Source organism: Ensifer sp. PDNC004 (genome assembly GCF_016919405.1).
In the GTDB taxonomy this organism is placed as follows: Bacteria; Pseudomonadota; Alphaproteobacteria; order Rhizobiales; family Rhizobiaceae; genus Ensifer.
The window spans coordinates 631,356-655,933 of sequence record NZ_CP070352.1 but is presented as its reverse complement, the minus strand read 5'-3'; the positions used below and the strand labels follow the sequence as shown (position 1 = coordinate 655,933).

25 protein-coding genes are annotated in these 24,578 nt (G+C 64.1%); 8 read left to right on the top strand and 17 right to left on the bottom strand.

Annotation, left to right across the window (positions count from 1 at the left end):
- The gene (locus JVX98_RS02940) at positions 1-900 is read right to left on the bottom strand and encodes a LysR family transcriptional regulator (protein WP_192449481.1); all 900 of its coding nucleotides are present in this window, start codon (positions 898-900) and stop codon (positions 1-3) included.
- 84 nt (positions 901-984) lie between these two features.
- Complete coding sequence (locus JVX98_RS02935; RefSeq protein WP_205236801.1) at positions 985-2,505, bottom strand: serine hydrolase; 1,521 nt, start codon at positions 2,503-2,505, stop codon at positions 985-987.
- A gap of 245 nt (positions 2,506-2,750) precedes the next feature.
- Between JVX98_RS02935 and JVX98_RS02930 the strand changes: the two genes are divergently transcribed.
- The gene (locus tag JVX98_RS02930; protein WP_205236800.1) at positions 2,751-3,791 is read left to right on the top strand and encodes a dipeptidase; all 1,041 of its coding nucleotides are present in this window, start codon (positions 2,751-2,753) and stop codon (positions 3,789-3,791) included.
- Positions 3,792-3,815: 24 nt separating this feature from the next.
- On the opposite strand, the gene JVX98_RS02925 is transcribed toward JVX98_RS02930, so the two are convergent.
- Positions 3,816-4,685 carry a LysR substrate-binding domain-containing protein gene (locus tag JVX98_RS02925; RefSeq protein ID WP_205236799.1) on the bottom strand — a complete coding sequence of 290 codons (870 nt, stop codon included), beginning with the start codon at positions 4,683-4,685 and terminating at the stop codon, positions 3,816-3,818.
- A gap of 165 nt (positions 4,686-4,850) precedes the next feature.
- On the opposite strand from JVX98_RS02925, the gene JVX98_RS02920 reads away from it, so the two are divergent.
- Positions 4,851-5,822 carry a quinone oxidoreductase gene (locus tag JVX98_RS02920; protein ID WP_205236798.1) on the top strand — a complete coding sequence of 324 codons (972 nt, stop codon included), beginning with the start codon at positions 4,851-4,853 and terminating at the stop codon, positions 5,820-5,822.
- A 54-nt stretch (positions 5,823-5,876) separates the two neighbouring features.
- Here JVX98_RS02920 and JVX98_RS02915 read toward each other — a convergent pair whose 3' ends face one another.
- From JVX98_RS02915 to JVX98_RS02905, 3 genes are all read right to left on the bottom strand, one after another.
- A complete protein-coding gene (locus JVX98_RS02915; RefSeq protein WP_210335958.1) occupies positions 5,877-6,566 on the bottom strand; it encodes a helix-turn-helix domain-containing protein in 690 nt (229 codons plus the stop codon).
- Positions 6,567-6,690: 124 nt separating this feature from the next.
- Positions 6,691-6,936, bottom strand: a complete 246-nt coding sequence (locus JVX98_RS02910; RefSeq protein ID WP_205236797.1) for a DUF2798 domain-containing protein — start codon at positions 6,934-6,936, stop codon at positions 6,691-6,693.
- A 44-nt stretch (positions 6,937-6,980) separates the two neighbouring features.
- Entirely contained in the window at positions 6,981-7,850 is an 870-nt protein-coding gene (locus tag JVX98_RS02905; protein ID WP_205236796.1) for an NmrA family NAD(P)-binding protein, read from the bottom strand.
- Between the two features lie 112 nt (positions 7,851-7,962).
- Between JVX98_RS02905 and JVX98_RS02900 the strand changes: the two genes are divergently transcribed.
- Positions 7,963-8,856 (top strand): LysR family transcriptional regulator, encoded by an 894-nt coding sequence (locus JVX98_RS02900; RefSeq protein ID WP_205236795.1) that lies wholly within the window; start codon positions 7,963-7,965, stop codon positions 8,854-8,856.
- A gap of 48 nt (positions 8,857-8,904) precedes the next feature.
- Here the strand turns inward: JVX98_RS02900 and JVX98_RS02895 are convergent, their stop codons facing one another.
- A complete protein-coding gene (locus tag JVX98_RS02895) occupies positions 8,905-9,768 on the bottom strand; it encodes a DMT family transporter (protein ID WP_205236794.1) in 864 nt (287 codons plus the stop codon).
- A 101-nt stretch (positions 9,769-9,869) separates the two neighbouring features.
- On the opposite strand from JVX98_RS02895, the gene JVX98_RS02890 reads away from it, so the two are divergent.
- Genes JVX98_RS02890 through JVX98_RS02880 form a run of 3 tightly spaced genes read left to right on the top strand, consistent with a single transcriptional unit; the run spans position 9,870 to position 12,664 of the window.
- Positions 9,870-11,291 carry a PLP-dependent aminotransferase family protein gene (locus JVX98_RS02890; protein ID WP_205236793.1) on the top strand — a complete coding sequence of 474 codons (1,422 nt, stop codon included), beginning with the start codon at positions 9,870-9,872 and terminating at the stop codon, positions 11,289-11,291.
- Positions 11,267-11,614 (top strand): hypothetical protein, encoded by a 348-nt coding sequence (locus JVX98_RS02885; RefSeq protein WP_205237030.1) that lies wholly within the window; start codon positions 11,267-11,269, stop codon positions 11,612-11,614. The genes JVX98_RS02890 and JVX98_RS02885 overlap by 25 nt, the downstream gene beginning before the upstream one ends.
- Before the next feature lie 9 nt (positions 11,615-11,623).
- The gene (locus tag JVX98_RS02880) at positions 11,624-12,664 is read left to right on the top strand and encodes a glutamine synthetase beta-grasp domain-containing protein (protein ID WP_192449492.1); all 1,041 of its coding nucleotides are present in this window, start codon (positions 11,624-11,626) and stop codon (positions 12,662-12,664) included.
- Positions 12,665-12,786: 122 nt separating this feature from the next.
- Here JVX98_RS02880 and JVX98_RS02875 read toward each other — a convergent pair whose 3' ends face one another.
- From JVX98_RS02875 to JVX98_RS02835, 9 genes are all read right to left on the bottom strand, one after another.
- Positions 12,787-13,695, bottom strand: a complete 909-nt coding sequence (locus JVX98_RS02875) for an ABC transporter ATP-binding protein (protein ID WP_192449493.1) — start codon at positions 13,693-13,695, stop codon at positions 12,787-12,789.
- Positions 13,692-14,495, bottom strand: a complete 804-nt coding sequence (locus JVX98_RS02870; RefSeq protein WP_192449494.1) for an ABC transporter ATP-binding protein — start codon at positions 14,493-14,495, stop codon at positions 13,692-13,694. Before JVX98_RS02870 ends, JVX98_RS02875 begins: the two co-directional genes overlap by 4 nt.
- Positions 14,492-15,382, bottom strand: a complete 891-nt coding sequence (locus JVX98_RS02865; protein ID WP_192449495.1) for an ABC transporter permease — start codon at positions 15,380-15,382, stop codon at positions 14,492-14,494. The genes JVX98_RS02870 and JVX98_RS02865 overlap by 4 nt, the downstream gene beginning before the upstream one ends.
- A gap of 1 nt (position 15,383) precedes the next feature.
- Complete coding sequence (locus JVX98_RS02860; RefSeq protein WP_192449496.1) at positions 15,384-16,361, bottom strand: ABC transporter permease; 978 nt, start codon at positions 16,359-16,361, stop codon at positions 15,384-15,386.
- A 192-nt stretch (positions 16,362-16,553) separates the two neighbouring features.
- Positions 16,554-18,203, bottom strand: a complete 1,650-nt coding sequence (locus tag JVX98_RS02855; RefSeq protein WP_205236792.1) for an ABC transporter substrate-binding protein — start codon at positions 18,201-18,203, stop codon at positions 16,554-16,556.
- Between the two features lie 40 nt (positions 18,204-18,243).
- On the bottom strand, positions 18,244-19,266 hold the full coding sequence (locus JVX98_RS02850) for a glycoside hydrolase family 3 protein (protein ID WP_192449498.1): 1,023 nt from the start codon (positions 19,264-19,266) through the stop codon (positions 18,244-18,246).
- A 21-nt stretch (positions 19,267-19,287) separates the two neighbouring features.
- Positions 19,288-19,767 (bottom strand): GNAT family N-acetyltransferase, encoded by a 480-nt coding sequence (locus tag JVX98_RS02845; RefSeq protein ID WP_192449499.1) that lies wholly within the window; start codon positions 19,765-19,767, stop codon positions 19,288-19,290.
- Between the two features lie 429 nt (positions 19,768-20,196).
- Positions 20,197-20,565: a YbaN family protein gene (locus JVX98_RS02840; protein WP_192449500.1), complete on the bottom strand. Its 369-nt coding sequence runs from the start codon at positions 20,563-20,565 to the stop codon at positions 20,197-20,199.
- Between the two features lie 19 nt (positions 20,566-20,584).
- Positions 20,585-21,274, bottom strand: coding sequence for a DUF2161 domain-containing phosphodiesterase (locus JVX98_RS02835; protein WP_205236791.1), 690 nt, complete (start codon positions 21,272-21,274; stop codon positions 20,585-20,587).
- A gap of 275 nt (positions 21,275-21,549) precedes the next feature.
- On the opposite strand from JVX98_RS02835, the gene JVX98_RS02830 reads away from it, so the two are divergent.
- Together JVX98_RS02830 and JVX98_RS02825 are read left to right on the top strand one after the other, a co-directional pair.
- Positions 21,550-22,902: a nodulation protein NfeD gene (locus JVX98_RS02830; protein WP_205236790.1), complete on the top strand. Its 1,353-nt coding sequence runs from the start codon at positions 21,550-21,552 to the stop codon at positions 22,900-22,902.
- A 54-nt stretch (positions 22,903-22,956) separates the two neighbouring features.
- Positions 22,957-23,742, top strand: a complete 786-nt coding sequence (locus JVX98_RS02825; RefSeq protein WP_205236789.1) for a slipin family protein — start codon at positions 22,957-22,959, stop codon at positions 23,740-23,742.
- Here JVX98_RS02825 and JVX98_RS02820 read toward each other — a convergent pair whose 3' ends face one another.
- Positions 23,743-24,555 (bottom strand): inositol monophosphatase family protein, encoded by an 813-nt coding sequence (locus JVX98_RS02820; RefSeq protein ID WP_043622930.1) that lies wholly within the window; start codon positions 24,553-24,555, stop codon positions 23,743-23,745. It lies immediately after the preceding gene.
- Positions 24,556-24,578: the final 23 nt, after the last annotated feature.

The window sequence follows — 24,578 nt, the reverse complement described above, 5'->3', positions numbered from 1 at the left end:
TTAGGCGACAGCCTCCAGGTTCTGCCAGACGCGGCCGACGACCGGGCGGCGGTTTTCCTTGGCGCGATAGAGCCGGATCTCGACGCTCACGTCCCAGCGCGGGTCGGCGGCCCTGACCAGCGCGCCGTTCGCCAGTTCGTCCGTCATCAGGCTCTCGGGCACCCAGGCAATGCCCCAGCCGGCTTCCGCCATGGCCTTCAAGCCCACCGACATGCTGCCTTCGTGCACCCTTTGCGCCGGAGGCAGCGTGGGGCCGATCAGGTCGTCGAGAAGCTGACCGAAGAAGGACGACTTTTCGTAGCGCAGATGCGGGAAAGGTTTCGTGCCACCTTCGAGCCGGTGTAGCGGCGCGCCCGCTTCATTCGCCGCCGAAACGGGGATTATGCGTTCGTGGCCGAGCACGCGATGTTCGAAGGCCTGCGGGTCGAGCAGGTGCGGGACCTGGGTGTGGGCGTAGGTCAGCAGGAAGTCGCATTCGCCGTCGACGAGCGAGTTGAGGTTTTCCTCCATGCTGCCGGAATCTGGGCGAAGCCGGGAAAAGAGCGGCCCGCTGCGGGCGTTGACCCGTGTCATCCACGCGGGAAAGAAGGTGAAGGAGAGCGTGTGCAGCGCCGTCAGCTTGATGGTGCGGGCGTCGGAGCCCTCCTCCTGCTGCAGATTGCGCCTTGCCTGATAGAGTTGCTTCAGCGTGTCCTGCGCCACCGGCACGAATTTCGATCCCGCTTCCGTCAAGCGCGAAGGATAGGTCGCGCGGTCTACGAGCGTTGTGCCGAGCCAGGCCTCTAGCTGTCGGATGCGCCGGCTGAAGGCGGATTGGGTGACATGGCGCTCGTCCGCCGCCTTTGAGAAGTTCAGCGTGCTGGCGAGCGCCAGAAAGTCCTCAAGCCATTTGATTTCCACGGGCATGCACTCCTGAAGTCCGGTCCGTCATTCGCCGGCGACCGGACTTCTTTTGTGGCAGCGCCCGCGCGTCATCAAGAAAAATCAGGCGCGGCGGCGATATTCGATCATCCGGGCTCGGCTTGTCACCAGTTCGAGGTGATCGGGCCCGAGGAGATGCAGGCAGATGCGCTTGACCCAGGGCCCATCGCTCAGCGTGAACAGGAAGCGACCATTGCCAAGGGGAGTGAGCTTCATGGTCTGACGTACGGGGCCGACGCCCATCAGGACCGCGCCGTTCTCGACCGTGAATTCCGCCCCTTCGTCGGAGCGCCAGACCCCGGAGAGCGACGCCGGCAGCGGCTCATGCGTCGCCGCTGGAAGGAAGCGTCGCGCGGCATGGCCGACCTCGCCGACAAGGGCGGCGCCGTCGAGGCGCAGTCGGAGGGGGGATGAGGCGGAGCGCGACGAGACCCAGCCGTCGCCGTCGTCATAGAGCGTCTCGTCCGCATCGAGATAGGTGCAGGTACTGCCCTTGACCTCGATCCACCAAGGGCCGGTTTCCGTCACATAGAAATCGTCGCCGAGGTCAGCCGCGGGATCCGGCAGCGCGAGCCCGGTGAGCGCCGCCATGCTTTCGAGCGCGATCTTGTAGCCGTTGGTGTCCTCGCGGTTGGAGACAACGACGAAGCCGGCGCGTGTTTCCGGGTCGAGCAGGAAATAGGTCTTGTACCCGGGGTGTGAGCCGCCATGGCCGACGAATTCGCGGGCGCCGAGCGACGAATTGCGCAGGCCCAACCCGTAGCCCGTGGGGCGCCCGTCGGCGAGATACCGGGATGCCTGCAATTTCTGCAGGAGACCGGCAAAGCGACCTTCATCATCAAGCAAGGCCTGCAGCCAGGTGGCAAGCGACCGGGCGCTGCCGGTGAGGCTGCCCGACGCGGAAATATGCAGACCGGCGGCCGAAAGCTGCCAGCTTTCGCCCGCGTGCCAGTAGCCGGGAACGAGGCCCGCCACCGGATCGTTCCAGACATCCGGCGCCTTCAGCGCGATGCCAAGCGGGCCCGCGATTTCCCGTTGGACGAAATCGTCGAAGCGGAAGCCCTTGCGCTCCAGCGCCGCTTCGATGAGGCGATAACCGGTGTTCGAATAGGAGACCTCGGTGCCGGCATCAAAGTTCAGCCGCTCCAGGCGTGAGAGGTATTCGAGAAGCGGCCCCGCCTTCGTCTCTGAGTAGACGGAAAGGCCGAGCAGCGACAGGCATTCGCGGGTATCCGGCAGGCCGCCGGTCATGTCGAGCGCCTGCCCGACCGTTACGTCCGCAAGCGGCGAGCGCAGTTCCGGAAGGTGCTGGCCGAGCGGATCGTCGAGACCGATGAGATCGGCATGGGCCAGCACCATCGCTGAGAAGACGTGCTTAGTGAGCGACGCGTAACGCACGACGCTGTCGGCGGTGAACGGCGCAAACGTAGCGAGGCTTTCGACGCCGGCCGTATGCGAGAAGCGGACGCCGGATGCGTCGAAGCCGATGACCGCGCCGCCCGGCTCGTCCGCCGCCCATTGTGCGGTCAGGCTTCTCGCAGCCGCTTCGGCGGCCTGCCAATCGAGCGTTGCCGGCTTCTTCATGTCCATTCTCCAATCCTGATCGCAGCGGTTTCCCGCGCGTATTTCCGACTAAGCACGACAGTACCTTGTGCCGCCAATTCCGATTCCGGCAGGGCCTATGCACGGTTTGCATTTGCCCGGTCTGCCTGCACCGGGTTAGTGCAGCAGGGAAAAAGGGTGCGGTTCCCGCACCCAATGTCTATGGTCCGTTCGCGACTATCCATGAGTCGCGCTTGAGGACAACAGGTTGAGAAGGCGGTCCAGAATTGGCGACGCAAGCGAAAATCCCGGTCTTTGACGGACATAACGACGTGCTGTCGCGGCTCTGGCGTTCGCCGGGCGGCGCTGCCGAGCGTCGTTTCCTCGACGGTGTCGATACCGGGCATATCGATCTCGACAAGGCCGCAGCGGGTGGCCTCGCCGGCGGCCTCTGCGCCGTCTACGTGGCATCGCCGGGCCTTGCCAAGGACGGCAGCGGCGAGTTCGCAACGCCTGATCAGCAAAGCGCGCTCGAAGCCACGCTCGGCATGGCGAGCCTGCTGATGCGGATCGAGCGCCAGTCGAAGGGCCGGCTGAAGATCTGCCGCAGTGCTGCCGATATCCGCGCCGCAATGGACAAGGGTGCCTTTGCCTCGGTGCTGCACATCGAGGGTATCGAGGCGGTCGGCGCTGACCTCGATGCGCTCTATGTGCTGCACGCCGCGGGTCTGCGCACGCTCGGCCCCGTCTGGAGCCGGCCGAACATTTTTGCCTATGGCGTTCCCTTCCGCTTTCCCTCCTCGCCCGATATCGGTCCGGGCCTCAGCGAGGCCGGCAAGGATCTCGTGCGCGCCTGCAACGAGTTGAAGATCATGCTCGATCTTTCGCATTTGAACGAGCAGGGCTTCTGGGACATCGCCGCGCTGTCGCAGGCGCCGCTCGTCGCCTCCCATTCCAACGTGCATGCGCTCTGCCCGCACAGCCGCAACCTGACGGACCGTCAGCTCGACGCGATCAGGGACAGCGGCGGTTTGGCCGGCATCAACTTCGGCGTCCTTTTCCTGCGCGCGGACGGGACCAGGAACACGGATACGCCGCTCTCGCTCCTTGTCGACCATATCGACTACATCGTCGAGCGTATCGGTATCGAGCATGTGGCGCTCGGCTCTGACTTCGACGGTACGGCCATCCCGGCGGCCATGAGCAGTGCGGCCGATCTGCCGCTGCTCGTCGACCTGCTGCGCACCCGCGGCTATGACGACGCGGCGCTCGCCAAGATCTGCCACGGCAACTGGATCCGCGTGCTGGAGACGACCTGGGGCGCGTGAGCGCCGGCTGGAGCCGCGCAAGCGCTAGGTCCTGGAAGCGATCGGCAGGGCTTCGAGCAGCACGCTGATCGCGCAATCGACAGCGGCCGTGCGTCGATCCCGGGCGAAAAGCCCATATTGCACGGCAAACGGCTTCGGCACGGCCGACGAAGCAGGCAGCGCCCGCATCGTGCCCGCGCGGATCGCTTCCGGCGGAAGCAAACCAATGCCGAGGCCGTTCTCGATCGCGGCCTGCAGCGCCGTGATGCTCTGGCTGGTAAAGGTAATCCGGTGTTCCCGGCCCTGGTCGGCCAGCGTCTCGATCATGCGCCGGCGCCAGAGGCAGGGCGCGGCGAAGGCGACGAGGTCGATCGGCCGCGTTTCGTCGAAAGCGTAGTCCGTCGCACAGACCCATTGCAGTTCAACGTTCCAGGTGGTGAGGGCGTCGGCGGTGACCACGGAGGTCGGCACGACCATGATGTCGAGGTCGCCTTCGGGCCAGGTCTTTCCAAGCGCCACGCATTGTTCGACGACAACATCGAGCCGGATCTCCTGGTAGCCGCGCCGCAATCGCCCGAGCGCTTCGGGCAGCGCCGTCGTTGCCACTTCCTCGGCAAGCCCGACCCGCACGCCACCGCTAAGGTCCGCCTGTCGCAGCCGCGCCGCCGCTTCGTCGCCGAGCGCCAGCATGCGCGTGGCGTATCCCAGAAACAATTCGCCTTCGGGTGTTGGCACGACGCCACGACCGGTGCGGGTGAAAAGTTGCCGGCCGAGCACTTCCTCAAGCCGGCGCATCTGCATGCTGAGCGCCGATTGCGTACGGCCGGTCTGGGTGGCGACACGGTTCAGGCTGCCCTGTCGGCAGACCGCGACGAAGCTGCGCAGGAGGTCGATGCTGATCTGATCAGATATCACGATCTTTGAACTCTGTTGTCATTGATATCAGTCTACACGGGGGACTCACGCATGGCTATCTGTCAGATGTGATCAGCGAGGAAGGCGGAGCAGCACCAAGCAGATTGGCATCGACCGTCGCTTGGAGGCTGCCAGGGCCAGCCGACCAACCAGAGGACCAGATCCATGAAAGCTATCCGCGTGTATCAGCACGGCGGGCCTGATGTGCTCGCCTATGAAAATGTCGAACTCGGCGAACCCGGCCCCGGTGAAGTGCGGGTGGGCAACCGGGCGATCGGCGTCAACTTCGTCGACATCTATCTGCGCAGCGGCGCCTATCCGCCGCCGCAGCTTCCTTTCATCCCAGGCAAAGAGGGAGCGGGCGAGGTGATCTTGGTCGGGCCTGGCGTCGAGGGCTTCAAGCCGGGGGACCGCGTCGCCTACGCCGAAGCGCTTGGTGCCTATGCGGAGGAGCACAATGTGCCTGCCCGTGTTCTCGTGCACCTGCCTCACGGCATCGATTTCGAGACGGGTGCAGCGATGATGTTGAAGGGCCTGACAGCGCAATATTTGTTGCGTCGCACCTTCCGGGTTGAGGCCGGTCATACCCTCCTCGTCCATGCGGCCGCCGGCGGTGTCGGCCTTATCCTGACGCAATGGGCGAAACATCTGGGCGCAAAGGTCATTGGCACCGTCGGTTCGCCGGAGAAGGCCGAACTGGCGCTGGCCAACGGTGCGGACTACGTGATCGACTACGGCAAGGAGAATTTTGCGGCGCGCGTGCGCGAAATCACCAAAGGCGAGGGGGTCGATGTCGTCTATGACAGCATCGGCAAGGCGACGTTGGAAGGTTCGCTCGACAGCCTGCGCCCCTTCGGTCACTTCGTCAGTTTCGGTGCCGCGTCCGGCCCGATCCCGCCCTTCGACATCACGACGCTGGCGCAGAAGGGGTCGCTTTACGCCACCTGGCCGCTGTTACCCGCGCATCTGGTCCGGCGCGAGGACGTACTGGCGATGAGCAAGGATCTCTTCGAAGTCGTCGCACGCGGCGCGGTCAAGATCCCCGTGCATGCGCGTCTGCCGCTTTCCGAGGCAGCCGAGGCGCATCGCCGGCTCGAAGGACGTCAGACGACGGGTGCCATGGTGCTCCTGCCATAAAGCAGCGGGGCGAGCCACTCGACAAACGCGTGATGGCGCCGGCTGCGGCGCCTGTCACTTGTCTTCGGCGATCCCGCTGGCGTCGAGCCGGTTTTCGGCCCGGGTCACGGCAAGGCTGTCGGCGGGGCTTCCGGAGGGGGCGCCGTCGCCGAAGACGTCCATGGTACAGGTGTGCAGGATCGTGGTCGGCTCGCTGGTGTGGTTCCACATAGTATGGGTGCGCAGCGACGGGAAATGGGCGGAATCGCCCGGCTCCAGAACCATCGCTTCGCCGTCCACTTCCAGCGTCAGCGCTCCCTTCAGGATAAAGAAGATTTCCTCCCCCTCATGCGACATCGGTTCGCTGCGATGGCCGGGCGGCTCGTGGATGATGGTGCTTCTGAGCACGTTGCCGGGAAAGGACGCGGAGAGCCGCTCGTAGGAAACGGCCTTGCCGCTTTCTCCACCGAGCCCATAGACCGGCCGGTGTTCGCGCCGGGTGAACGGCGTCGCCACCTTCGGCGGGTTGAGAAAGCTGCCGGCCTCGACCTTCAAGGTCCGGCAGACGGCGATCAGCGAGGTCAGCGAGGGAACAGTAATGCCGCGCTCGATCTGCGAGATGAAGCCGACGGAAAAGCCAGCCTCGTCGGCGACCTCCTGAAGCGTCATCTTCAAGCTCTTTCGCCGCTGGCGCAGGCGATCGCCAAGCGACGGCGTTTCTGCCGCGCCGGTCGATGCGCCGCTGGCATGGTCCGCCGTCGTCACTGTCTGTCCCCTTCTCGTCTCTCCTCAAGCTAGGGTGCAGCCCGATTTCCTGTCAATCGTTTTTAGATATCCTAAAAATCTCGCGTTCCCCAAAGCTCGGTTTGGGGTCAACGCGAGAAACCTGTCAGCTGCTGCGCGGCTGTTCGACGGTGGCCGCCACGATGCGGCGCACGAACGGAAGGACCACCAACAGGCTGGGGAAGGCGACCAGCCAGGAGAAGGCCCAGGCCTTGATCCACAGTGCGAGAATATCGGGCTGGATGCCGTTGCCGATCGCCGTCGAGACGAAGGAAACGATGCCGGACATCAGGACGGAGAGAACGAGCGGCATGACGATGGCTTGGTATCGGTGCGGAAGCTTCTTTGGCATGAGATGAACTCCGGGGGGATGGGAAGGGATATGGTCGCCGGCCGTTAGGCCTGCACCAGTTCGTGAATGAAACTCTCGAGATTGCGGGGTTCGCGCTGAAGTGCGGCGCGTAGCGTCATGCTGTTTCCACCGAGGCCGACTTCGGCATAGTGGGCGTGGACCTTGGACAGCAGTTCCAGCTGGTGGTCTGTGTATTTTGCGGCGATCGGCTTTGCCCATTCGTGAAAGCCGATGGTTGCCGCAACGATCGGCCGACCGAGCGCGATGCTCATCATTTCGGCAATTTCCTCGCGGTTGTGCCGGCCCTCGGCAGAGAGCTCCAGCGTCGCATAGGCGAGGCGGTCTTCCGTGAGCGCGATCGCCGCGACTTCGGCGACATCACGGTAATCGACACGGGCGATGCGCGTGGTCGTCGGAAACGGCTCTGCGAAGCTGCTGGTAGCAAGCACACTTGCCCAGGCGGACCGCAGGTTCTGCATGAAGTTTGCCGGATGCAGGATGGTGTATTCGAGCGGCGAGGAATAGAGCGCATCCTCCACCGGGATCTTTGCCGCGTGGTTCTTCAGCCGCACATGGGTCGGCTGGATCACCGAAGAGAAGACGAACTTCCTGACACCGGCGCGCACGGCGGCTTCGACCATCGATACGCCCATCGCTGCCTCATCCGGTGCAAAGGCCGGACCGATGTGAAAGACACCGGCAGCACCCTCAAGCGCCTGGTCCAGACTGGCACGCTCGCGCAGATCGCCGATCGCGATTTCCGCTGCGCCGAGCGATTTCGCAAGCGCGCCCTGCGCTTTGTCGCGGATAAGGGCACGGACGCTGGCGCCGCGCCGCGCCAGTTCCGGAACGACGAGGCCGGCAAAGCGGCCGGTGGCGCCGACGACAAGGATCGTGTTGGAGCGCTGGTTCATGGGGTCTGCCTTTCGAGCCGTCGTGATGTGACGATCTCAAGCTAGTGGCGCGCAACAATGCGGACAATCTGCGAGAAATGTGATTTATTCTCCAGCAAAACGGGATTATGGCATGAGCCGCATCGAAGACTTGGAAGCCTTTCTGGCCATTGTTGAGCAGGGGAGCCTGACGGCCGCGGCGAAACGCCTGGGGCGGCCTCTGCAGACGGTCAGCCGGTCGCTCGCGATGCTCGAAGCCGATGTCGGGGTCGAGCTGGTGCATCGAACGACCCGCCGCTCGATGCCGAGCGAGGCGGGTGAGAGCTTCTATCTGCGCATCAAGCCCGCAGTGGAGCAGATTCACGAGGCGCGGGAGGAGGTGGCACAGCGTCGCTCCGAGCCATCAGGCGTGCTGCGTCTTGGGGCGCCCAGTCTGTTTGCGCCGCGGTTCCTGATGCCTGTGATCGCCGAATACATGGCGAGATATCCTGAGGTCGAGGTCGATCTCGACCTCTCCGATGCCTTCGTCGACCTCGCCGCAAGCGGGCTCGATCTGGTGGTGCGGATCGGCGATCTCCAGGATTCCGGGCTGACCGGCAAGCGCCTGGGCGCGCTGCGCCGCGTCGTCTTCGGTTCGACCGCCTATTTTGCGCGCTTCGGCCGGCCGGCTCATCCGCAGGAACTCTCGGCCCATCGTTGCGTCACGCGCACGGGCGACGAGCGACCCGGCTTCTGGATGTTCACCATCGACGGGCGGGCTCGGGCGTTCAAGGTGAGCGGCGCGGTTCGCACCAACTCGATGAACGCGATCTATGCGGCGGTGGAACAGGGGCTCGGCCTCGGTTTTTCGCCGCTCTGGCAGATCAAGGACCTGATCGATGCGGGCAAGGTCGAAACAGTGCTGGAAGACTTTGAGCCTGCTCCGGTGCCGATCCATGCGCTCTGGCTGGAGGGGCGAACCCCATCTGCAAAGATCCGCCGCTTTCTCGATCTGCTCGGAGAGCGGTTGAAACTCGACCGCCTCTAGGCTGGTGCAGGCCTGCTTGCCTGCACCCCACCTGATCCGTGAAGTCGCCTACTTCGCGAACTTCTTGGCGCCGGCGACGCAGAGCACGATCGCGCCGGTCGCCGCCAGCATGCTCCAGCTGACCGGCTCGCCGAGAAGCGTTGCCGCCAGCGCCAGGCCGAAAAAGGGCTGAAGAAGCTGCAACTGCCCGACGCCGGCGACGCCGCCGAGCGCGAGGCCGCGATACCAGAAGACGAAACCGACGAGCATGCTGAAGAGCGAGACATAGGCAAGGCCCGCCCAGGCGCCGTTCGTGACGGTCGCGAAAGAGGCTGGCAGCGTGAACAGTGTTATCGCCAGCATGATCGGCAAGGACAGGACCAACGCCCAGCAGATCACCTGCCAGCCGCCGAGCTTGCGCGACAGGCTGGCGCCTTCGGCATAGCCGAGGCCGCAGACGATGATGGCGCCGAGCATCAGGAGGTCGCCGATCGGCGAGGCGGCAAAGCCCTGCACCAGCGCAAAGCCAACGACAGCAGCGCTGCCGAGCGACGAAAAGAGCCAGAAGGCCGGGCGCGGCCGCTCGCCGGCGCGCATGACGCCGAAGATCGCGGTTGCCAGCGGCAGCAGGCCGACAAAGACGATCAGATGCGCCGAGGTGACATGCTGCAGGGCCAGCGCGGTCAGCAGCGGAAAGCCCAGTACGACGCCGAAGGCGACGATTGCCAGCGAAACGAGGTCGGCCTTCGCTGGGCGCGGCTGGCGGAAGATGAGAAGCAGGACGAGCCCGAGAAGGCCGGCGATCGCCGCGCGCGCCACCGTCAGGAATACCGGGTCGAAATCCATCACCGCGACGCGGGTCGCGGGCAGTGATCCACTGAAGATCAGCACTCCGAGAAAACCGCTCACCCAACCGTCTGCCGTCTTGTCCATAGCATTCTCCTTTTTCGCCTGTATCGGGCGAATGGGCTGGCCCGGCCAGAGACAATGCGGTACAGTTTTGCAAAACTGTATTGGACGGAAGAGCAGTACGGATGACGGTCCAGGATTTGGAGATCGGCAGCGAAACGCTGCTCGAAGGCGTGATGGCGACGATCCGGCAGCGGATCGCCGGGCGTATCCTGACGCCGGGGACGAAGCTTCCGTCGATCCGTGCCTTCGCCAACACCATGCGCGTTTCGAAGTCCACCGTCGTCGAAGCCTATGAGCGGCTGGTGGCCGAAGGCGTCATTCGCTCAAAACCCGGCGCCGGTTTTTTCGTCTCGGCGCCGCTGGCGCCCCTTTCTCTGGCCGAGATCGGTCCGCGGCTCGACCGGGCCGTCGATCCGCTCTGGGTGTCGCGCCAGGCGCTGGAAACCGGCGACAACGTCTTGAAGCCGGGCTGCGGCTGGCTGCCGCCGAGCTGGATGCCGGAAACTGCAATCCGTCGTGCGCTCAAATCCGCAACCAAGCTGGAGGCGAGCTGGCTGACGGACTACGGAACGCCGCTCGGTCATCGGCCCCTGCGCCAACTTCTCGCGCGACGCCTCGGAGAACACGGCGTCGAGGCATCGCCCGACCAGATCATCCTGACGGAATCGGGAACGCAGGCGATCGATCTTCTCTGCCGCTTTTTGATCGAGCCAGGCGATACGGTCGTGGTCGACGACCCCTGCTATTTCAATTTCCATGCCCTGCTGCGTGCTCATCGGGCCGACGTGGTGAGCGTGCCCTATACGCCTTCGGGGCCCGATCTCGAGAAATTCGCCGAGGTTCTCGCGACCCACCGGCCGCGGCTCTACATCACCAATTCCGCCCTTCACAATCCGACGGGCGCCACGCTTTCTCCGGTCGTCGCCCATCGTCTGCTGAAGCTGGCCGAACAGGCCGGGCTGACAATCGTCGAGGACGACATCTTCGCCGATTTCGAGCACGCGCCGGCGCCGCGGCTTGCCGCCTTCGACGGGCTTGAGCGTGTCGTGCAGATCGGCAGCTTCTCCAAGACCCTCTCGGCCTCCATCCGCTGCGGCTTCATCGCCGCGCCGCGGGAGTGGATCGAGGGACTGGTCGACCTGAAGATCGCCACCACGTTCGGCGGGCCGAGCCTTTCGGCGGAGCTGGCTTTTGCGATGCTCAAGGACGGCAGCTACCGCAAGCACATGGAGGCACTACGCCAGCGCCTGTCGCGGGCAATGAGCGATACGGCGGCGCGGCTTGGCGAGATTGGCATCACGCCATGGATCGAGCCGCAGGCGGGCATGTTCCTCTGGTGCCGTCTGCCCGAGAGTGTCGATGCGGCCGAGGTGGCGCAGAAGGCGCTGCAGCAGGAAATCGTTCTGGCGCCCGGCAACGTTTTTTCCCATGCCGGCACCGCAAACGGCTTCCTGCGCTTCAATGTTTCCCAATGTGATGACGCGCGGCTTTTCAAGGTTCTGCCCACGATCATGCGCCAATGCGGGAAGCCGCCGGCCGGCTGAGCGAGCTGTTTAAGGGGCCGCTGCACGTTTTCCAGGCAATCGCCGGCGTTTGCCGGCGCTCGATCATCTATCGCCGCGTTGTTGCCCTGCTTTGCTGCGGAGTCAGGCAGTATTTGCCTATTTTTTGTGCGATGCGCTGTTTCCTTGCGCTGCCGCACCGGTCCGCCGGCGCCGCATCTGTCGCCAATGATCGTTTTATCTCGTTTTTCGGCCCTGAATCCGAGTTGGCACGATTAATGCTTCTTAATTGGCATCGGTCGTCGGGTAGCCAATCTGGATTGCCCAGCCGCCTTCGGAACCCAGCCATTCCTGGCGTCATGTGAGAGAACGAAATGACAAAGTTTAAGCTCGAATACATCTGGCTCGACGGTTACAAGCCCACCCCGAACCTGCGCGGCAAGACCCTGATCAAGGAATTCGACGCTTTCCCGACGCTTGAGCAGCTTCCCTTCTGGGGCTTCGACGGTTCCTCCACGATGCAGGCCGAAGGCAGCAGCTCGGACTGCGTGCTGAAGCCGGCCGCAGTCTATCCGGATCCGGAGCGCAAGAACGGCGTTCTCGTCCTTTGCGAAGTCATGATGCCGGATGCCAAGACGCCGCATCCGTCCAACACCCGCGCGACGGTCCTTGAAGACGATGGCGCTTGGTTCGGCTTCGAGCAGGAGTATTTCTTCTACCAGGGCGGCCGCCCGCTCGGCTTCCCGGACGCCGGCTTCCCCGCGCCGCAGGGCCCCTACTACTGCGGCGTCGGCTTCAGCAATGTCGGCGACGTGGCCCGCAAGATTGTTGAAGAGCATCTCGACATCTGCCTGGCTGCCGGCATCAACCATGAAGGCATCAATGCGGAAGTCGCCAAGGGCCAGTGGGAATTCCAGGTGTTCGGCAAGGGCTCGCGCAAGGCTGCCGACGAAATCTGGCTCGCACGCTACCTGCTGCAGCGCCTGACGGAAAAGTACGGCATCGACGTCGAATACCACTGCAAGCCGCTCGGCGACACCGACTGGAACGGCTCTGGCATGCACGCCAACTTCTCGACCGCCTATATGCGCGAAGTCGGCGGCAAGGAATACTTCGAGGACCTGATGGCGGCTTTCGCCGAAGCCCGTGCCGACCACATTGCCGTCTATGGCCCGGACAACCACATGCGCCTGACCGGCAAGCACGAAACCGCTTCGATCCACCAGTTCAGCTATGGTGTTGCTGACCGTGGTGCGTCGATCCGCGTTCCGCACAGCTTCGTCAACAACGACTACAAGGGTTACCTCGAAGATCGCCGCCCGAACTCCAAGGGCGACCCCTACCAGATCGCTTCGCAGATCCTGAAGACGATCTCCACCGTTCCGACCGACGTCGAAAAGCGCGAAGCCGCCTGATTTAATGGCCCGGCGCACACGAGGGCGCCGGGCCAAAATCGACGGGGTTGCGCTTTTCGCGACCAAACAAAAACGCCCCGCGGTAAGCGGGGCGTTTTTGTTTTTGCCGGTCGGCGGGCGGCTCAGGCCGCGCGCACGAAATGATCGGGCTCGACCTCGCGGATCGTCGCCTGATCTGCCGCCGAGCGCCGGCGGGTTTCGTCTGCTTCAGCGGAACTGACCTGCGCGTTCGGGTCGTCGAAGCGGATATCCGGATCCGGCACTGCAGACAGCAGCAGCTTCGTGTAGGGATGAGCCGGGTTGTCGATGACCTTGCCGGTATTGCCCCATTCGACAATCTGGCCAGCATACATCACCGCGATATCCTCTGCGACGTAGCGGGCGGTGGCGATGTCGTGGGTGATGTAGAGCAGGCCGAGGTTCATGTCGCGCTTCATCTCGCTCAAGAGATTGAGCACGCCGAGCCGCACGGAAACGTCGAGCATCGAGGTCGGCTCGTCGGCAACGATGACCTCGGGCTTGGCCGCGAGCGCCCGGGCGATGTTGACGCGCTGGCGCTGGCCGCCGGAAAGTTCGTGCGGGTACTTCGGCGCGACGATCTCAGGATCGAGCTTCACCTGGCGAAGCAGGGCCTTGATCTCCTCTTCGACCGCAGCCCCCCGGATGTCGGGACGGTGCAGCATCAGCGGCCGCTTCAGGTGGTAGGCGATCGTGTGGGCCGGATTGAGCGAGGCGAAAGGATCCTGGAAGATCATCTGCACCGAGCGGCGATAGTCGGCGATTTCCTTGGCTCCGGCCGCGTCGACGGGCTTGCCCTTATAGAGCAGCCGCCCTTCGCTCGGCGCATATTCGCGCATGGCGATGCGGGCGCAGGTGGTCTTGCCGCTGCCGGATTCGCCGACGACGGCGAGCGCTCGTCCGGCATGCAGCGAGAAGGAGATGGCCCGTGCGGCGCGCACCGCGCCGGGGCCGTTTCCAAAGGTCTTGCTGACTTTATCCAAAGTCAGAATGGGTGCGGATAGGCCGGTCATCGAAGAACGCCTCCGTGCAACGAGGGGAAGGAAGCCCAGAGCTTCTTGGTATAGTCGTGCTCCGGTGTCCGGTAGATGGCGTCGGCGGTGCCCTGTTCGACCAGCTTGCCGCCGAGCATGATGCCGATGCGGTCGCAGAACTGCACCATCAGCCCGAGATCGTGGGTGATGAAGAGCACTGCAAACCCAAGCTTGCGCCGGAGTTCGTTGATCCGCTGCAGGATTTCGCGCTGCACGACGACGTCGAGCGCCGTCGTCGGCTCGTCCATGACGATCAGCCGCGGATCGAGCGCAAGGCAGATGGCAATGACGATGCGCTGGCGCATGCCGCCGGAAAACTGGTGCGGATAGTCGCGCATCCGGTCCGGCGAGATGTCGACGAGCTTGAGCATCTCGGCGGTGCGGTCCCGCGCCTGTGCGCGAGTGATGCGCTTGTGTGTTCTTAGCACGTCGTAGAACTGCTGCTCGATGCGCAGCACTGGGTTCAGCGAGTTCATCGCGCTCTGGAACACCATTGCCACTTCGCGCCAGCGGAAGTCGGCGAGATCCTTCTGGTCGAGGTCGAGCACGTCTCGGCCGTCGAGCAGGATAGCGCTTTCCTTGCGGATCAGCGCCGGCGGCTTGTGCAGCCGGCTGATGGCAAAGGCGATCGTGCTCTTGCCGCAGCCGCTCTCGCCTGCAAGGCCGAAGACCTCTCCGGGAGCAACGTCAAAGCTGACATTGTCGACGGCGCGGAAGTCGTTGGTCTCGCCGATATAGTCGATGGTCAGGTTCTTGACCGAAAGCAGAGGTGCGGTCACAGGCGGCCCTCCCCGGAGCGGATGAGCGCGGACCAGCGGCCGAGCCGGTTGCCGGTGCGAAGCCGCGGATTGGCGATTTCGTCGACGGCGAAGTTCAGCAGCGACAGGCCGATGCCGAGGAAGGCGAGCGCGAAACAGGGCGTCAGGATGTCCCACCAGGCACCGACCGAAAGCGCAGAGGCCTTCTGCGCGGCATAGAGCATCGTGCCCCAGGAAACGACCTTGGGGTCGCCGAGGCCGAGGAACTCCAGGGTTGCCTGGGTGATGATCGCGAAGATCACACTGCCGATGAAGTTGATGCCGACGATCGAGATGAGGTTGGGGAAGATCTCGAAGGTCATGATGCGCCAGCGTGGCTCGCCCATCATCTCGGCGGATTTCACATAGTCCTTCTGCTTGACCGAAAGCGTCTCGGCGCGGGTGACGCGGGCGCCCCAGGCCCAGGAGGTGCAGCCGAGAATGAGCGCGATGACCCACGGGCTTGCCTGGCCGATGAAGGCGGCGAGCACGAGCAGCAGCGGCAGGTTCGGTACGACGAGCACCATGTTGGTGAAGAAGCTGATGACCTCGTCGATCTTGCCGCCGCGATAGCCGGCGATGATGCCGAGCGCCGTGCCGACAATGGTGATCAGAAGCCCGGCGCCGAAGCCGACGGCCAGCGACGTGCGAGCACCGTAGACGAGGCGTGCGAAGACGTCCTGGCCGATGCGCGTGGTACCGAGCCAGTGTTCGAGCGACGGAGACTGATGCGGCCGCCCGACGCGGGCGCCCGGGTCATAGGAGGTTAGCAAGGGGGCGGCGATCGCGACCAGCAGAATGAAGGCGACGATCAGCGCGCCGACCATGGCCTTGCGGTTGTGGATGAGCGGGAAGGAGGAGGTCTTCATATCACGCCCTCTTCAGTCGCGGGTCGAGCAGCACGTAGCTGACATCGACGATGAAGTTGGCAATGAGCATGGTGGCGGTCATGATCAAGAGCTGTCCCTGGATGACGGGGTAATCGCGGGCGAGGATCGCCTGGTAGAGGATGTTGCCGAGGCCGGGGTAGTTGAACACCACCTCGGTGACCAGCGAGCCGCCGAGCACCGTGCCGATGGCGATCGCAAGGCTCGAGACGGTCGGCAGCAGTGCGTTGCGCGCCGCATACCAGATCATCACGCGGGTGTCGGAGAGCCCCTTGGCGCGGGCCATGACGATATAGTCTTCGCCAAGCAGGTTGATCATGTTGTTGCGCATGGTCACGGCGAAGCCGCCGGTCAGAACGGCGCAGAGCGTCAGCATCGGCAGGATGCCGTGGTAGAGGATGCTGCCGATATATTCGAACGTGAAGGCGGGATCGAGCGCCGGGTCGGCGGCATAGCCGGTCGGGAACCAGCCAAGCGTGAAGCCGAAGGTGAAGACGACGATCAGCGAGGTGACGACGGCGGGAACCGAGGTCGCGAAGATCGCGCCGACGGAAACGATGACGTCGAACAGGCTGCCACGGCGCCAGGCCGCGAGAATGCCGAGGAAGGTGCCGAGCGCGAAACTGACGACGGTGGCGGTTCCCATCAGACCGACGGTCCAGACGAGTGCGTTGCCGAGCACGGTGGTCACCGGCAGCGGGAAATACTTGATGGAACGGCCGAGGTCGCCGCTGAAGATGCTGCCGAGATAGGTGAGGTACTGCTGCCAAAGCGGGCCGTCGACGAAGCCGAAGGTGAGTTTCAGGGCCTGCAGGCTTTCGGGCGGCAGTTCGGCGCCGGCGCTCGAAAACATGATCTGCACCGGATCGCCGGGCATCAGCCGCGGCAGGAAGAAGTTGATCGTCGCCGCCGCGACGAAGGCCGCCAGATAGAAGCAGAGGCGGCGAAGCAGAAAGGCCATCGGGAACTCCATCGACTGCGGCTGCCGCAAGAGCGCGTCAGGTGGCAGGGCTGTCTTCTTGTCGAACCGCCCGTGGAGACGGACCCCAAGGACGATTGCGTGGCGGACGAAAAGCGCCCGCCACCGTTGCCGATCGAGATGCGGCGCCCTCCCGGATCATCGTCCGAAGGGCGCCGCGCCTTCGATCAGGGGTCACTTCACCGGTTCAAGCGCCAGCAGGTGCAGAAGACGCGCCGGGTTGTTGCGGGTGATCGACGGGTTGACGAAGGGGTTTTCCGCCGTCGCCCAGCCCTTGAAGCGCTTGGTGTTGTACTGGTACCAGTTCGGGTTGTTGAACACCGGCATCATCGGCATGTTCTCGGCGACGATGCGCTGCGCCTTGTTCATCGCTTCCTTCTGCTTGGCCGGGTCAGCCGTCTGGGTGAACTCGGTCAGCAGAGCCTCGACTTCCGGATTGAACCAGCGTTGCGAGGTGAAGCGGGTCTTGCCCTTGTCCGACGCGCTGAAGGCGCGCTTGTAGGGATAGTAGGGCGAGGCCGATGCCGGCAAGCTGTTGATCGCGGCGTCGAAGGTGCCGTTGATCAGGTTGCCGGTCCAGACGGCTTCCTCGGGCGTCTCGATCTTGGCGTCGAGACCGACGGCCTGCAGGCCTTCGACGGCGATCGTCACCGTGTCGATCCAGTCGGTCCAGGAGCTCGGCACGATGATCGAGAACGAGATCTTGCTGCCATCCGGGTTGTCGCGGAAGCCGTCACCGTCCTTGTCGGCATAGCCGGCCTCGTCGAGCAGCGCCTTGGCGGCATCTGCATCGTACTTGCCGTACTTGCCGAAATCGGCGGCAACCGACGGATCGGCCCAGCTCTTGTAGAGCTCGCCCATGCCGGCCGGGTCTTCGTTCAGCGTCGGATAGCCATAGCCGGCGACGTCGACCATGGTGCCGCGGTCGAGCGCCATCGAGGCGGCACGGCGGAACTTCACGTCATTGAAGGCCTTGCGGTTGTTTTCATTGGCCGTTTCCTGGTTGAACAGGAAGGCGACCATGCTGCTCGGCGAATACCAGAAGTGGAAGTGTTCCGGATCCTTGGCGACGTAGACGTTCTCGATGTCCGGGATGAAGGAGACGCCCCAGTCGAGCGTGCCCGACGCGGTCGCCGTCAGGATCTGGTTGTTGTCGGCAAGCTGCGGGAAGCGCACGCAGTCGACCTTGAGGGTAGCCGCATCCCAGTAATGCGGGTTGCGGCACTGGTCGTAGGTCTGGCCGGTGAAACGCGGGATTTCGGTCAGCGGACCGCTGCCGACAGGCGTCTCGTTGGCGAAGGTCACCGGCTCGGCGATGTCCTTCCAGACGTGCTCGGGCACGATCGGCAGTTGCGCCAGCTGTTCGGCTGCAAGCGAGCTCGGGTTGGCGAGCGTGAAGCGCACGGTCTGAGCGTCCACGGCCTCGACGCCGGTGATGAAGGTCCAGATGCTGACGAAGTCGAGCGCCGGGAATTTCTTCAGGTAGTCGTAGGTGAACTTGACGTCGGTCGCCGTCAGCGGCTTGCCGTCCGACCATTTCAGGGTCGGACGAAGCTTGAACTCGATCGACTTCAGGTCGTCGGCGAGCTTGAAGCTTTCTGCAAGGCGAAAGACCGGCTTGTTGCCGTCGAAGCGGTTGAAGACGACCAGCGGCTCGTAGATGAAATCGAGCGTGCTCTGGCGCGCCGAGGTCTGGTTGAACGGGTTGAAGTTGCGAACCCAGGTGGTCGCCGGCTCGATATTGGCCGTCAGCACGGTCTGTGTCGCGGCAGGGCCGGCGATGAGGGCGAGCGCGGTGGCTGCGCCGAGAAGCGATTTTTTCACGGTAGTTCCCCTTTTAGATCGCTAGGATTTCTTGTTTCGGTCAGGCAACGAGGGCGCTGTTGAAGATGTCCTCGACTTCGGCATGGGCTGCGCGCACATCGACCTTCAGCGTGCCGAGGCGCGCCTTGCCTGCCGCGATGCGTTTCAGTGCGGCCTCCGTCAGCGGCCTTGCTGCCTTGGCTGCCGCTTCGCTTTCCGCGAGTGTGCCGTGGCTGTGCAGCGCAATGTCGGAGCCGGCATCGAGCACCTGGCGGACGCGCTCCGGCAGTGTGCCGCGCAGCGATTCCATGAAGATGCAGTCGGAGACGAGCACGCCGTCATAGCCCATGTTGTTGCGGATGACGTCGTGCATGATCGGCGAGATGGACGCTGGCAGCTCCTTGTCGAAGGCGGAATAGACGACGTGGGCGACCATGGCCCAGGGCGTGTCGCGAAGCGCAACGAAGGGCTTGAAATCGGTGGACGTCAGCAATTCGCGCGAGGCGTCGACAACAGGGCGCTCCTTGTGCGAGTCGAGCGTCGCGCGGCCGTGGCCGGGAATGTGCTTCATAACAGGCATGTTGCCGGTCTCAAGCAGGCCATCGACCACTTCGCGGCCGAGGGCTGCGATAAAATCCGGGTCGGCGCCGAAAGAACGGGCGCCGATGACGGAGCTCGTCGTCGAGAAGACGAGGTCGAGCACCGGCGAGCAGCCGCTCGTCAGGCCGAGCTCGGTCATCATCGTGCCCATGGCCTGGCTCGACAGGCGCAGCGCCTTCTTGCCGAGGGCAAAGTCACGGCGGGCCAGTTCGGCGAATTCGCCGAAGGAACGGAACAGCGGCCAGGGGCCGGCGTCGAGATGCTGAACGCGTCCGCCCTCCTGGTCGGTAAATACAGGTGCGTCGTCGCGTCCGACGGCTTCGCGGAAGCGCTCGATCAGCACTTTCACCTGGCCGGGTTCGCGCTGGTTGCGGCGGCCGACGAAGAGGCCGAGCGGGTTGGTTTCGCGAAACAGCGCGAACTCGTCGTCCGAAAGCGTAGGATTCGGAAGACCGACAAAAAGGGCGAGGGGTGTCGAGGACATTCAGAGGCTCCGGGATTGGAATTATTTGGAGGGGCGACGCAGCATGCCCTGGTAGATCCCCTTGTCGGGGGCGGGGATCGGCACGGCGCCGACGGTCTTTGCGTAGAAATCGACGGGACCGGCGTCGCCGATGAAGGCATAGGCGTGGCCAAGCGTCTTCATGGTGTCGAGGCAGTCGGAAAGCAGGGCGACGCCGATGCCCTTGCCGCGGGCGACGGGATCGACGCCGGTCGGGCCGAAGAAGCCGGGTGCGGTCGTGTCGTAGCAGGCGAAGCCGACGAGCTTGCCGTCGTCAACCGCGATAAGACAGGCGACGGGCCTGCGCGTGAAGGCGACAGTCACCTCGCTCGCCCAGTTCTCGCTGAAGTTCTCCCGAACCCAGCCAACGACCAGGCCCATTTCCGGCGGCAAGGCGGGACGGATCGTCACCTTGTCGGTTTCGGTTCTGCGCTTGAGTTCACCGAGGATCGGCGAATACAAGCTCACCAGCATGTCAGGCATATGCTCCTCCACATATTCCTTTATTAAGGAATTGCTGCCTTTGTAATGCAATAGATGGAGCCAACCCGACCGGCTTGTCAATCGCCAATCGTCAGTTTTGGGGGTCTATCTGCGTTTCGCAGGTGGGCATGTGGGCCGATGAAACGTTTCCACGGCCGTTCGCTTTGTCTAAAATCACGCGATCGTGCATCGCGTGGATCCGGAACAACGGTCGAGCAAGAGAGGATGCGCGGCTGCGGAAATTGCACATTTGTACAACTTTGTTCTTGAGTTGTTCGAAGTATATTTTGATTTACAAAAACACTAAGTATCGATGGGTGTGCCCATAGCGTGTGCTTTCGGGTAATATTTCGACCTTTTCGAGTGTGAAGTATTTCTTGAGAACAGAGGTATCGTTTGGCGCGTGGATGGGGCCGGCTTCGGGCCCGGCTACTCCGCGGGGCGCGTCAGGATGAACAGCGCGGGAAGCGCCATAGCGGCTGCGACGATAGCAGCGAGCAACAGGCTCGGATTGCCGAAGAAGAGGAAGAGGCCGAAGCTGGCGGCCATGAGGCTGACTGCCCCGGTCTTGGCCCGCCGGGAGATCGCCCCCTTTTCGCGCCACAGCCGAAGCGAGGCACCGAAGACCCGGTGGTTGAGCAACCATTGCTCCAGCCGGGGCGAGGCGCGGGCAAAGAGCCCGGCCGCCAGCAACAGGAACGGCGTCGTCGGCAGGATCGGAAGGAAGGCGCCGATGACGCCGAGGCCGACCATCAGCCATGCGAGGCAAAGGTAGAGAAGGCGAAGCGCGGGGTTCACCGGAGAGCTCCAAGCTGGGTCATGCTTCGGATGCCTCGGTGCTCGCGACCGTTATGGTCTCGAGCGGAGGCCAGCGGCGAAGCGCTTCGGCCCCCTGTTCCGACAACGCGTAGATACCGCGGTCGACCCGGTCGAACCAGCCATAGACGTTGCTGAGCAGGATTTTGGCCGCATCCGGCGCGACCGGGCGCAGATCGCGCGGGCGTTGCTGGCCAGCTTGAAGGGCGGCGGCGCAGGCGAGCGCCTGCTGCCGGTAGGCGGTCATGATCGGTGTGCGAGTGGCACCGCCCGCGGTCGGATCGCCTTTGCGGCGGCGGTGTTCGCTGATCAGGCGCGCCCGCTTCCTGTTGTTTTTGCGCGGCATCACCGCGGAAGCCGTGAGAATGACGTCGACCATGCCGTTGTCGGCAACCGCCAGCATGCCGAAGCCGAGCCGGCGGCAGAGATCGCGGAAACGCCGGTCGCTCTCGCGCCCCTTGCCCTTGGCCGAAACACGCGCGGCGACCCACACCTCGTCACCGGCGGTGGCGCGATCGACCGCCTGGAGGATCAGTTCGAGATTGAAGCTCAGCTTCAGTTCGCACACGACCACCAGCGGCGGTTCGTCGTCGCTGAGTGCGACGATATCGCAGCCGCCGATCTCGCCCTTGACGCTATAGCCGCGGGTTTCAAGGAAGCTCTTGATCGGCTGGTAGAGGGTCGTCTCCAAACCCAAAAATCCTGTTCTGCTGAAACCGGAAGGCGCCATGAAGGCGGCCTCGAATAGGCGGCGAAGCGTTGCCGCCGAAATGAACACCTAGCAGATAACGCCGATCGCCGCCGTTGTCATCCCGTCGCAGCCGGGAGGCCGCCGGCGTCCCAAGCTCTGACTTGCGGGCTCGGGTGTGCAGTAGCAGCCTTCGCTTCGTCCTAACCTTGTGTTGTGCTATCATGCGGCGAGTGGCCCTGTTCGCAGGTGTCGAGCATGCGAGGTTCTGACGACGGATGTTGCGAACCCTCACGCTGTTGTTTTTGTTGATCTTGTCCTTCGCGTTTCCAGCTTCGCCGCGGGCCGAAAACGATCGGGTCGCCTTGGTGCTGCATGTCAACGGCGCCATCGGTCCGGCGACCGCCGAGTATGTCAGGCGCGGCCTGACGAAGGCGGAAGAGCGCCGGCTGCCGCTGGTGATCCTGCAGATCGATACGCCCGGCGGGCTCGACACCTCGATGCGCGAGATCATCCGCGCGATCCTTGGCTCGCCCATACCGGTCGCAACCTACGTTGCACCGAGCGGCGCGCGGGCGGCGAGTGCCGGCACCTATATCCTCTATGCCAGCCACGTCGCGGCGATGGCGCCGGGAACGAACCTTGGTGCGGCGACGCCGATCGCGATCGGCGGCGACATGTTCGGTCAGGGTAAGGACGGCGACACCGGCAAGGACGGCGACAACCAGCCGGCGGCGCAGAGCCCTGCCGAGGCGAAAATGGTCAACGATGCCGTGGCCTATATCCGCGGGCTGGCGGAGTTGCGTGGTCGCAATGCCGACTGGGCCGAAAAGGCGGTGCGCGAGGCTGCAAGCCTCTCGGCCGAGGCGGCCGTCCGGGAGAGGGTTGCCGATTTCACTGCGACCGACGTTGCCGATCTGCTGAAGCAGGCGAACGGGCGGACGGTGCGCGTCGGGCAGCGGGAGATCGTGCTCGACACGGCAAGTCTTGCGACCGAGGACTTCGTGCCCGACTGGCGCACCCGGCTGCTTTCGGTGGTCACTGATCCCAATATCGCGGTCATCCTAATGATGATCGGCATCTACGGCCTGATCTTCGAGTTCCTGTCGCCGGGGTCGGTGGCGCCGGGTACCATCGGCGGCATCTGCCTGCTGCTCGGGCTCTATGCGCTTTCGGTGCTGCCCGTCAGCTTTGCCGGAATCGGGCTGATCATGCTCGGCATCGGCTTGATGGTCGCCGAGGCGCATTCGCCATCCTTCGGCGTGCTCGGTGCCGGCGGCAGTTTTGCACTGGTCTTGGGCGCGGCCATCCTCTTCGACACGGATACGCCGGATTTTGGGGTCTCCTGGTCTGTGCTTACGGCGCTTGCGGCCGCAAGCCTTGGCTTCAGCCTGCTGGTCGCGCGGCTGGCCTTCAGCTCGCGCCGCCATGCGGTGGTGACCGGCAGCGAACAGATGATCGGCCTTGCCGGCACGGTCGAGAACTGGACCGGCGCGGCCGGTACCATCATCGCCCATGGCGAGCGCTGGCAGGCCGTCAGCGCGGAGACGCTGTCGAGGGGCGAGAATGTGAAGGTCATCGCGCGAAACGGACTGACGCTCGAAGTGATCCGGGGCGGGCCAAAGACATAGCGCCCGCGGATCCGGTGAGGGCGCGGTGAAGGCGCCCGGAATGGAGGAATGGTCATGGACATGTTCGGGAGCCTTGCTCCTTTTGCCGCGTTGTTGGTGCTCGTCATTCTCGTTATTGCCTATTCGATCCGGATCCTGCGCGAATACGAGCGCGGTGTGGTCTTCACGCTCGGCCGGTTCACCGGCGTCAAGGGGCCGGGGCTGATCCTGCTTGTGCCCTATGTGCAGCAGATGGTGCGGGTCGATCTCAGGACGCGGGTGCTGGATGTGCCGAGCCAGGATGTCATCTCCCACGACAACGTGTCCGTCCGCGTCAGCGCCGTGATCTACTTCCGGGTGATCGATGCGGAAAAATCGACGATCCAGGTCGAGGACTTCATGATGGCGACGAGCCAGCTGGCGCAGACGACCCTGCGCTCGGTGCTCGGCAAACACGACCTCGACGAAATGCTGGCCGAGCGCGACCGTCTGAACGACGATATCCAGAAGATCCTCGACAGCCAGACGGATGCTTGGGGCATCAAGGTGGCGACGGTCGAGATCAAGCATGTCGACATCAACGAGAGCATGGTGCGGGCGATTGCCCGTCAGGCCGAAGCCGAACGCGAGCGGCGCGCCAAGGTGATCAACGCCGAGGGCGAGCAGCAGGCGGCGGCCAAGCTGCTCGAGGCTGCCGAGATCCTCGCCCGGCAGCCTCAGGCCATGCAGTTGCGCTATCTGAGCACCTTGAACGTCATTGCCGGCGAGAAGAACTCGACCGTGATCTTCCCGTTCCCGATGGAGCTCGGCGGCCTGCTGGGCTTCAAGCCCGACAAGCCGACCGGCTCGACCGAGCGGTGATCAGGCTGCCGCCCGGTCGAGCTGGGCGACCTTCAGCAGGTCGTCGACGGCGCCGGGTGCTGCCGCCAGCACCGGCGCCCAATGCGTCAGCGCCTCGCCGCGCGCCGGGAAAGGCAGCGTCCAGCCGCCGGCTTCGGTCACCAGGCAATAGCCGCCAAGGCAATCCCAGGCATGCATGTAAGGCTCGTAGTAGCCGACGAGGCGACCGGCGGCGACATAGGCGATCATCAGCGCGCCGGAGCCGTTGCGCATGAAGTTACCGCCGTCCGAAAGCAGGCGCTCGACGATAGCGCCCATCTCGCCCGGTTTCACCTGGTCGTTGGCGCCAAGCCCGGTGACGGCGTTACGGATCGTGCGGGTGCCGTCGAGACGAAGCGGCTTGCCGTTAAGCGTTGCGCCCCGGCCGGTTGCCGCGGCATAGGTTTCCTGATGGCAGGGTGCGTGGATCACCCCGATAACGGGCTTCTCCGCATGGACCACCGCAATCGAGACGCACCAGTTCGGCATGCCGTTGACGAAGGGCGTGGTGCCGTCGATCGGATCGAGCACCCAGGTGAAGCCGGATGTGCCGTCGAGAAGACCATGCTCCTCACCGAGCACGCCGTCGTCAGGAAACGCCGCGGCGATCTTGTCGCGGATCAGCGTCTCGACGTTGCGGTCGGCGATCGAGACGACGTCATGCGCGTCGCGCTTGGTCTCGATGACGAGCGTTTCGCGCTTCAGGAAATAGTCGTAGGCGAGCCGGCCAGCCTCTTCGGCCATGGATTTGGCAAGCGCGAACCGGGCGTCGAGGCCGGCAATTTCAGCAGTCATGCAAGTGTCCTTCTCGTATCCAG

Coding starts and splice junctions, on each gene's coding strand:
- JVX98_RS02845 (WP_192449499.1), bottom strand. CDS start 19,767: ATGCCTGACATGCTGGTGAGCTTGTATTCGCCGATCCTCGGTGAACTC.
- JVX98_RS02935 (WP_205236801.1), bottom strand. CDS start 2,505: ATGAAGAAGCCGGCAACGCTCGATTGGCAGGCCGCCGAAGCGGCTGCG.
- JVX98_RS02880 (WP_192449492.1), top strand. CDS start 11,624: ATGACAAAGTTTAAGCTCGAATACATCTGGCTCGACGGTTACAAGCCC.
- JVX98_RS02860 (WP_192449496.1), bottom strand. CDS start 16,361: ATGGCCTTTCTGCTTCGCCGCCTCTGCTTCTATCTGGCGGCCTTCGTC.
- JVX98_RS02885 (WP_205237030.1), top strand. CDS start 11,267: ATGCGGGAAGCCGCCGGCCGGCTGAGCGAGCTGTTTAAGGGGCCGCTG.
- JVX98_RS02830 (WP_205236790.1), top strand. CDS start 21,550: ATGTTGCGAACCCTCACGCTGTTGTTTTTGTTGATCTTGTCCTTCGCG.
- JVX98_RS02895 (WP_205236794.1), bottom strand. CDS start 9,768: ATGGACAAGACGGCAGACGGTTGGGTGAGCGGTTTTCTCGGAGTGCTG.
- JVX98_RS02850 (WP_192449498.1), bottom strand. CDS start 19,266: ATGTCCTCGACACCCCTCGCCCTTTTTGTCGGTCTTCCGAATCCTACG.
- JVX98_RS02905 (WP_205236796.1), bottom strand. CDS start 7,850: ATGAACCAGCGCTCCAACACGATCCTTGTCGTCGGCGCCACCGGCCGC.
- JVX98_RS02920 (WP_205236798.1), top strand. CDS start 4,851: ATGAAAGCTATCCGCGTGTATCAGCACGGCGGGCCTGATGTGCTCGCC.
- JVX98_RS02825 (WP_205236789.1), top strand. CDS start 22,957: ATGGACATGTTCGGGAGCCTTGCTCCTTTTGCCGCGTTGTTGGTGCTC.
- JVX98_RS02865 (WP_192449495.1), bottom strand. CDS start 15,382: ATGAAGACCTCCTCCTTCCCGCTCATCCACAACCGCAAGGCCATGGTC.
- JVX98_RS02890 (WP_205236793.1), top strand. CDS start 9,870: ATGACGGTCCAGGATTTGGAGATCGGCAGCGAAACGCTGCTCGAAGGC.
- JVX98_RS02910 (WP_205236797.1), bottom strand. CDS start 6,936: ATGCCAAAGAAGCTTCCGCACCGATACCAAGCCATCGTCATGCCGCTC.
- JVX98_RS02875 (WP_192449493.1), bottom strand. CDS start 13,695: ATGACCGGCCTATCCGCACCCATTCTGACTTTGGATAAAGTCAGCAAG.
- JVX98_RS02820 (WP_043622930.1), bottom strand. CDS start 24,555: ATGACTGCTGAAATTGCCGGCCTCGACGCCCGGTTCGCGCTTGCCAAA.
- JVX98_RS02900 (WP_205236795.1), top strand. CDS start 7,963: ATGAGCCGCATCGAAGACTTGGAAGCCTTTCTGGCCATTGTTGAGCAG.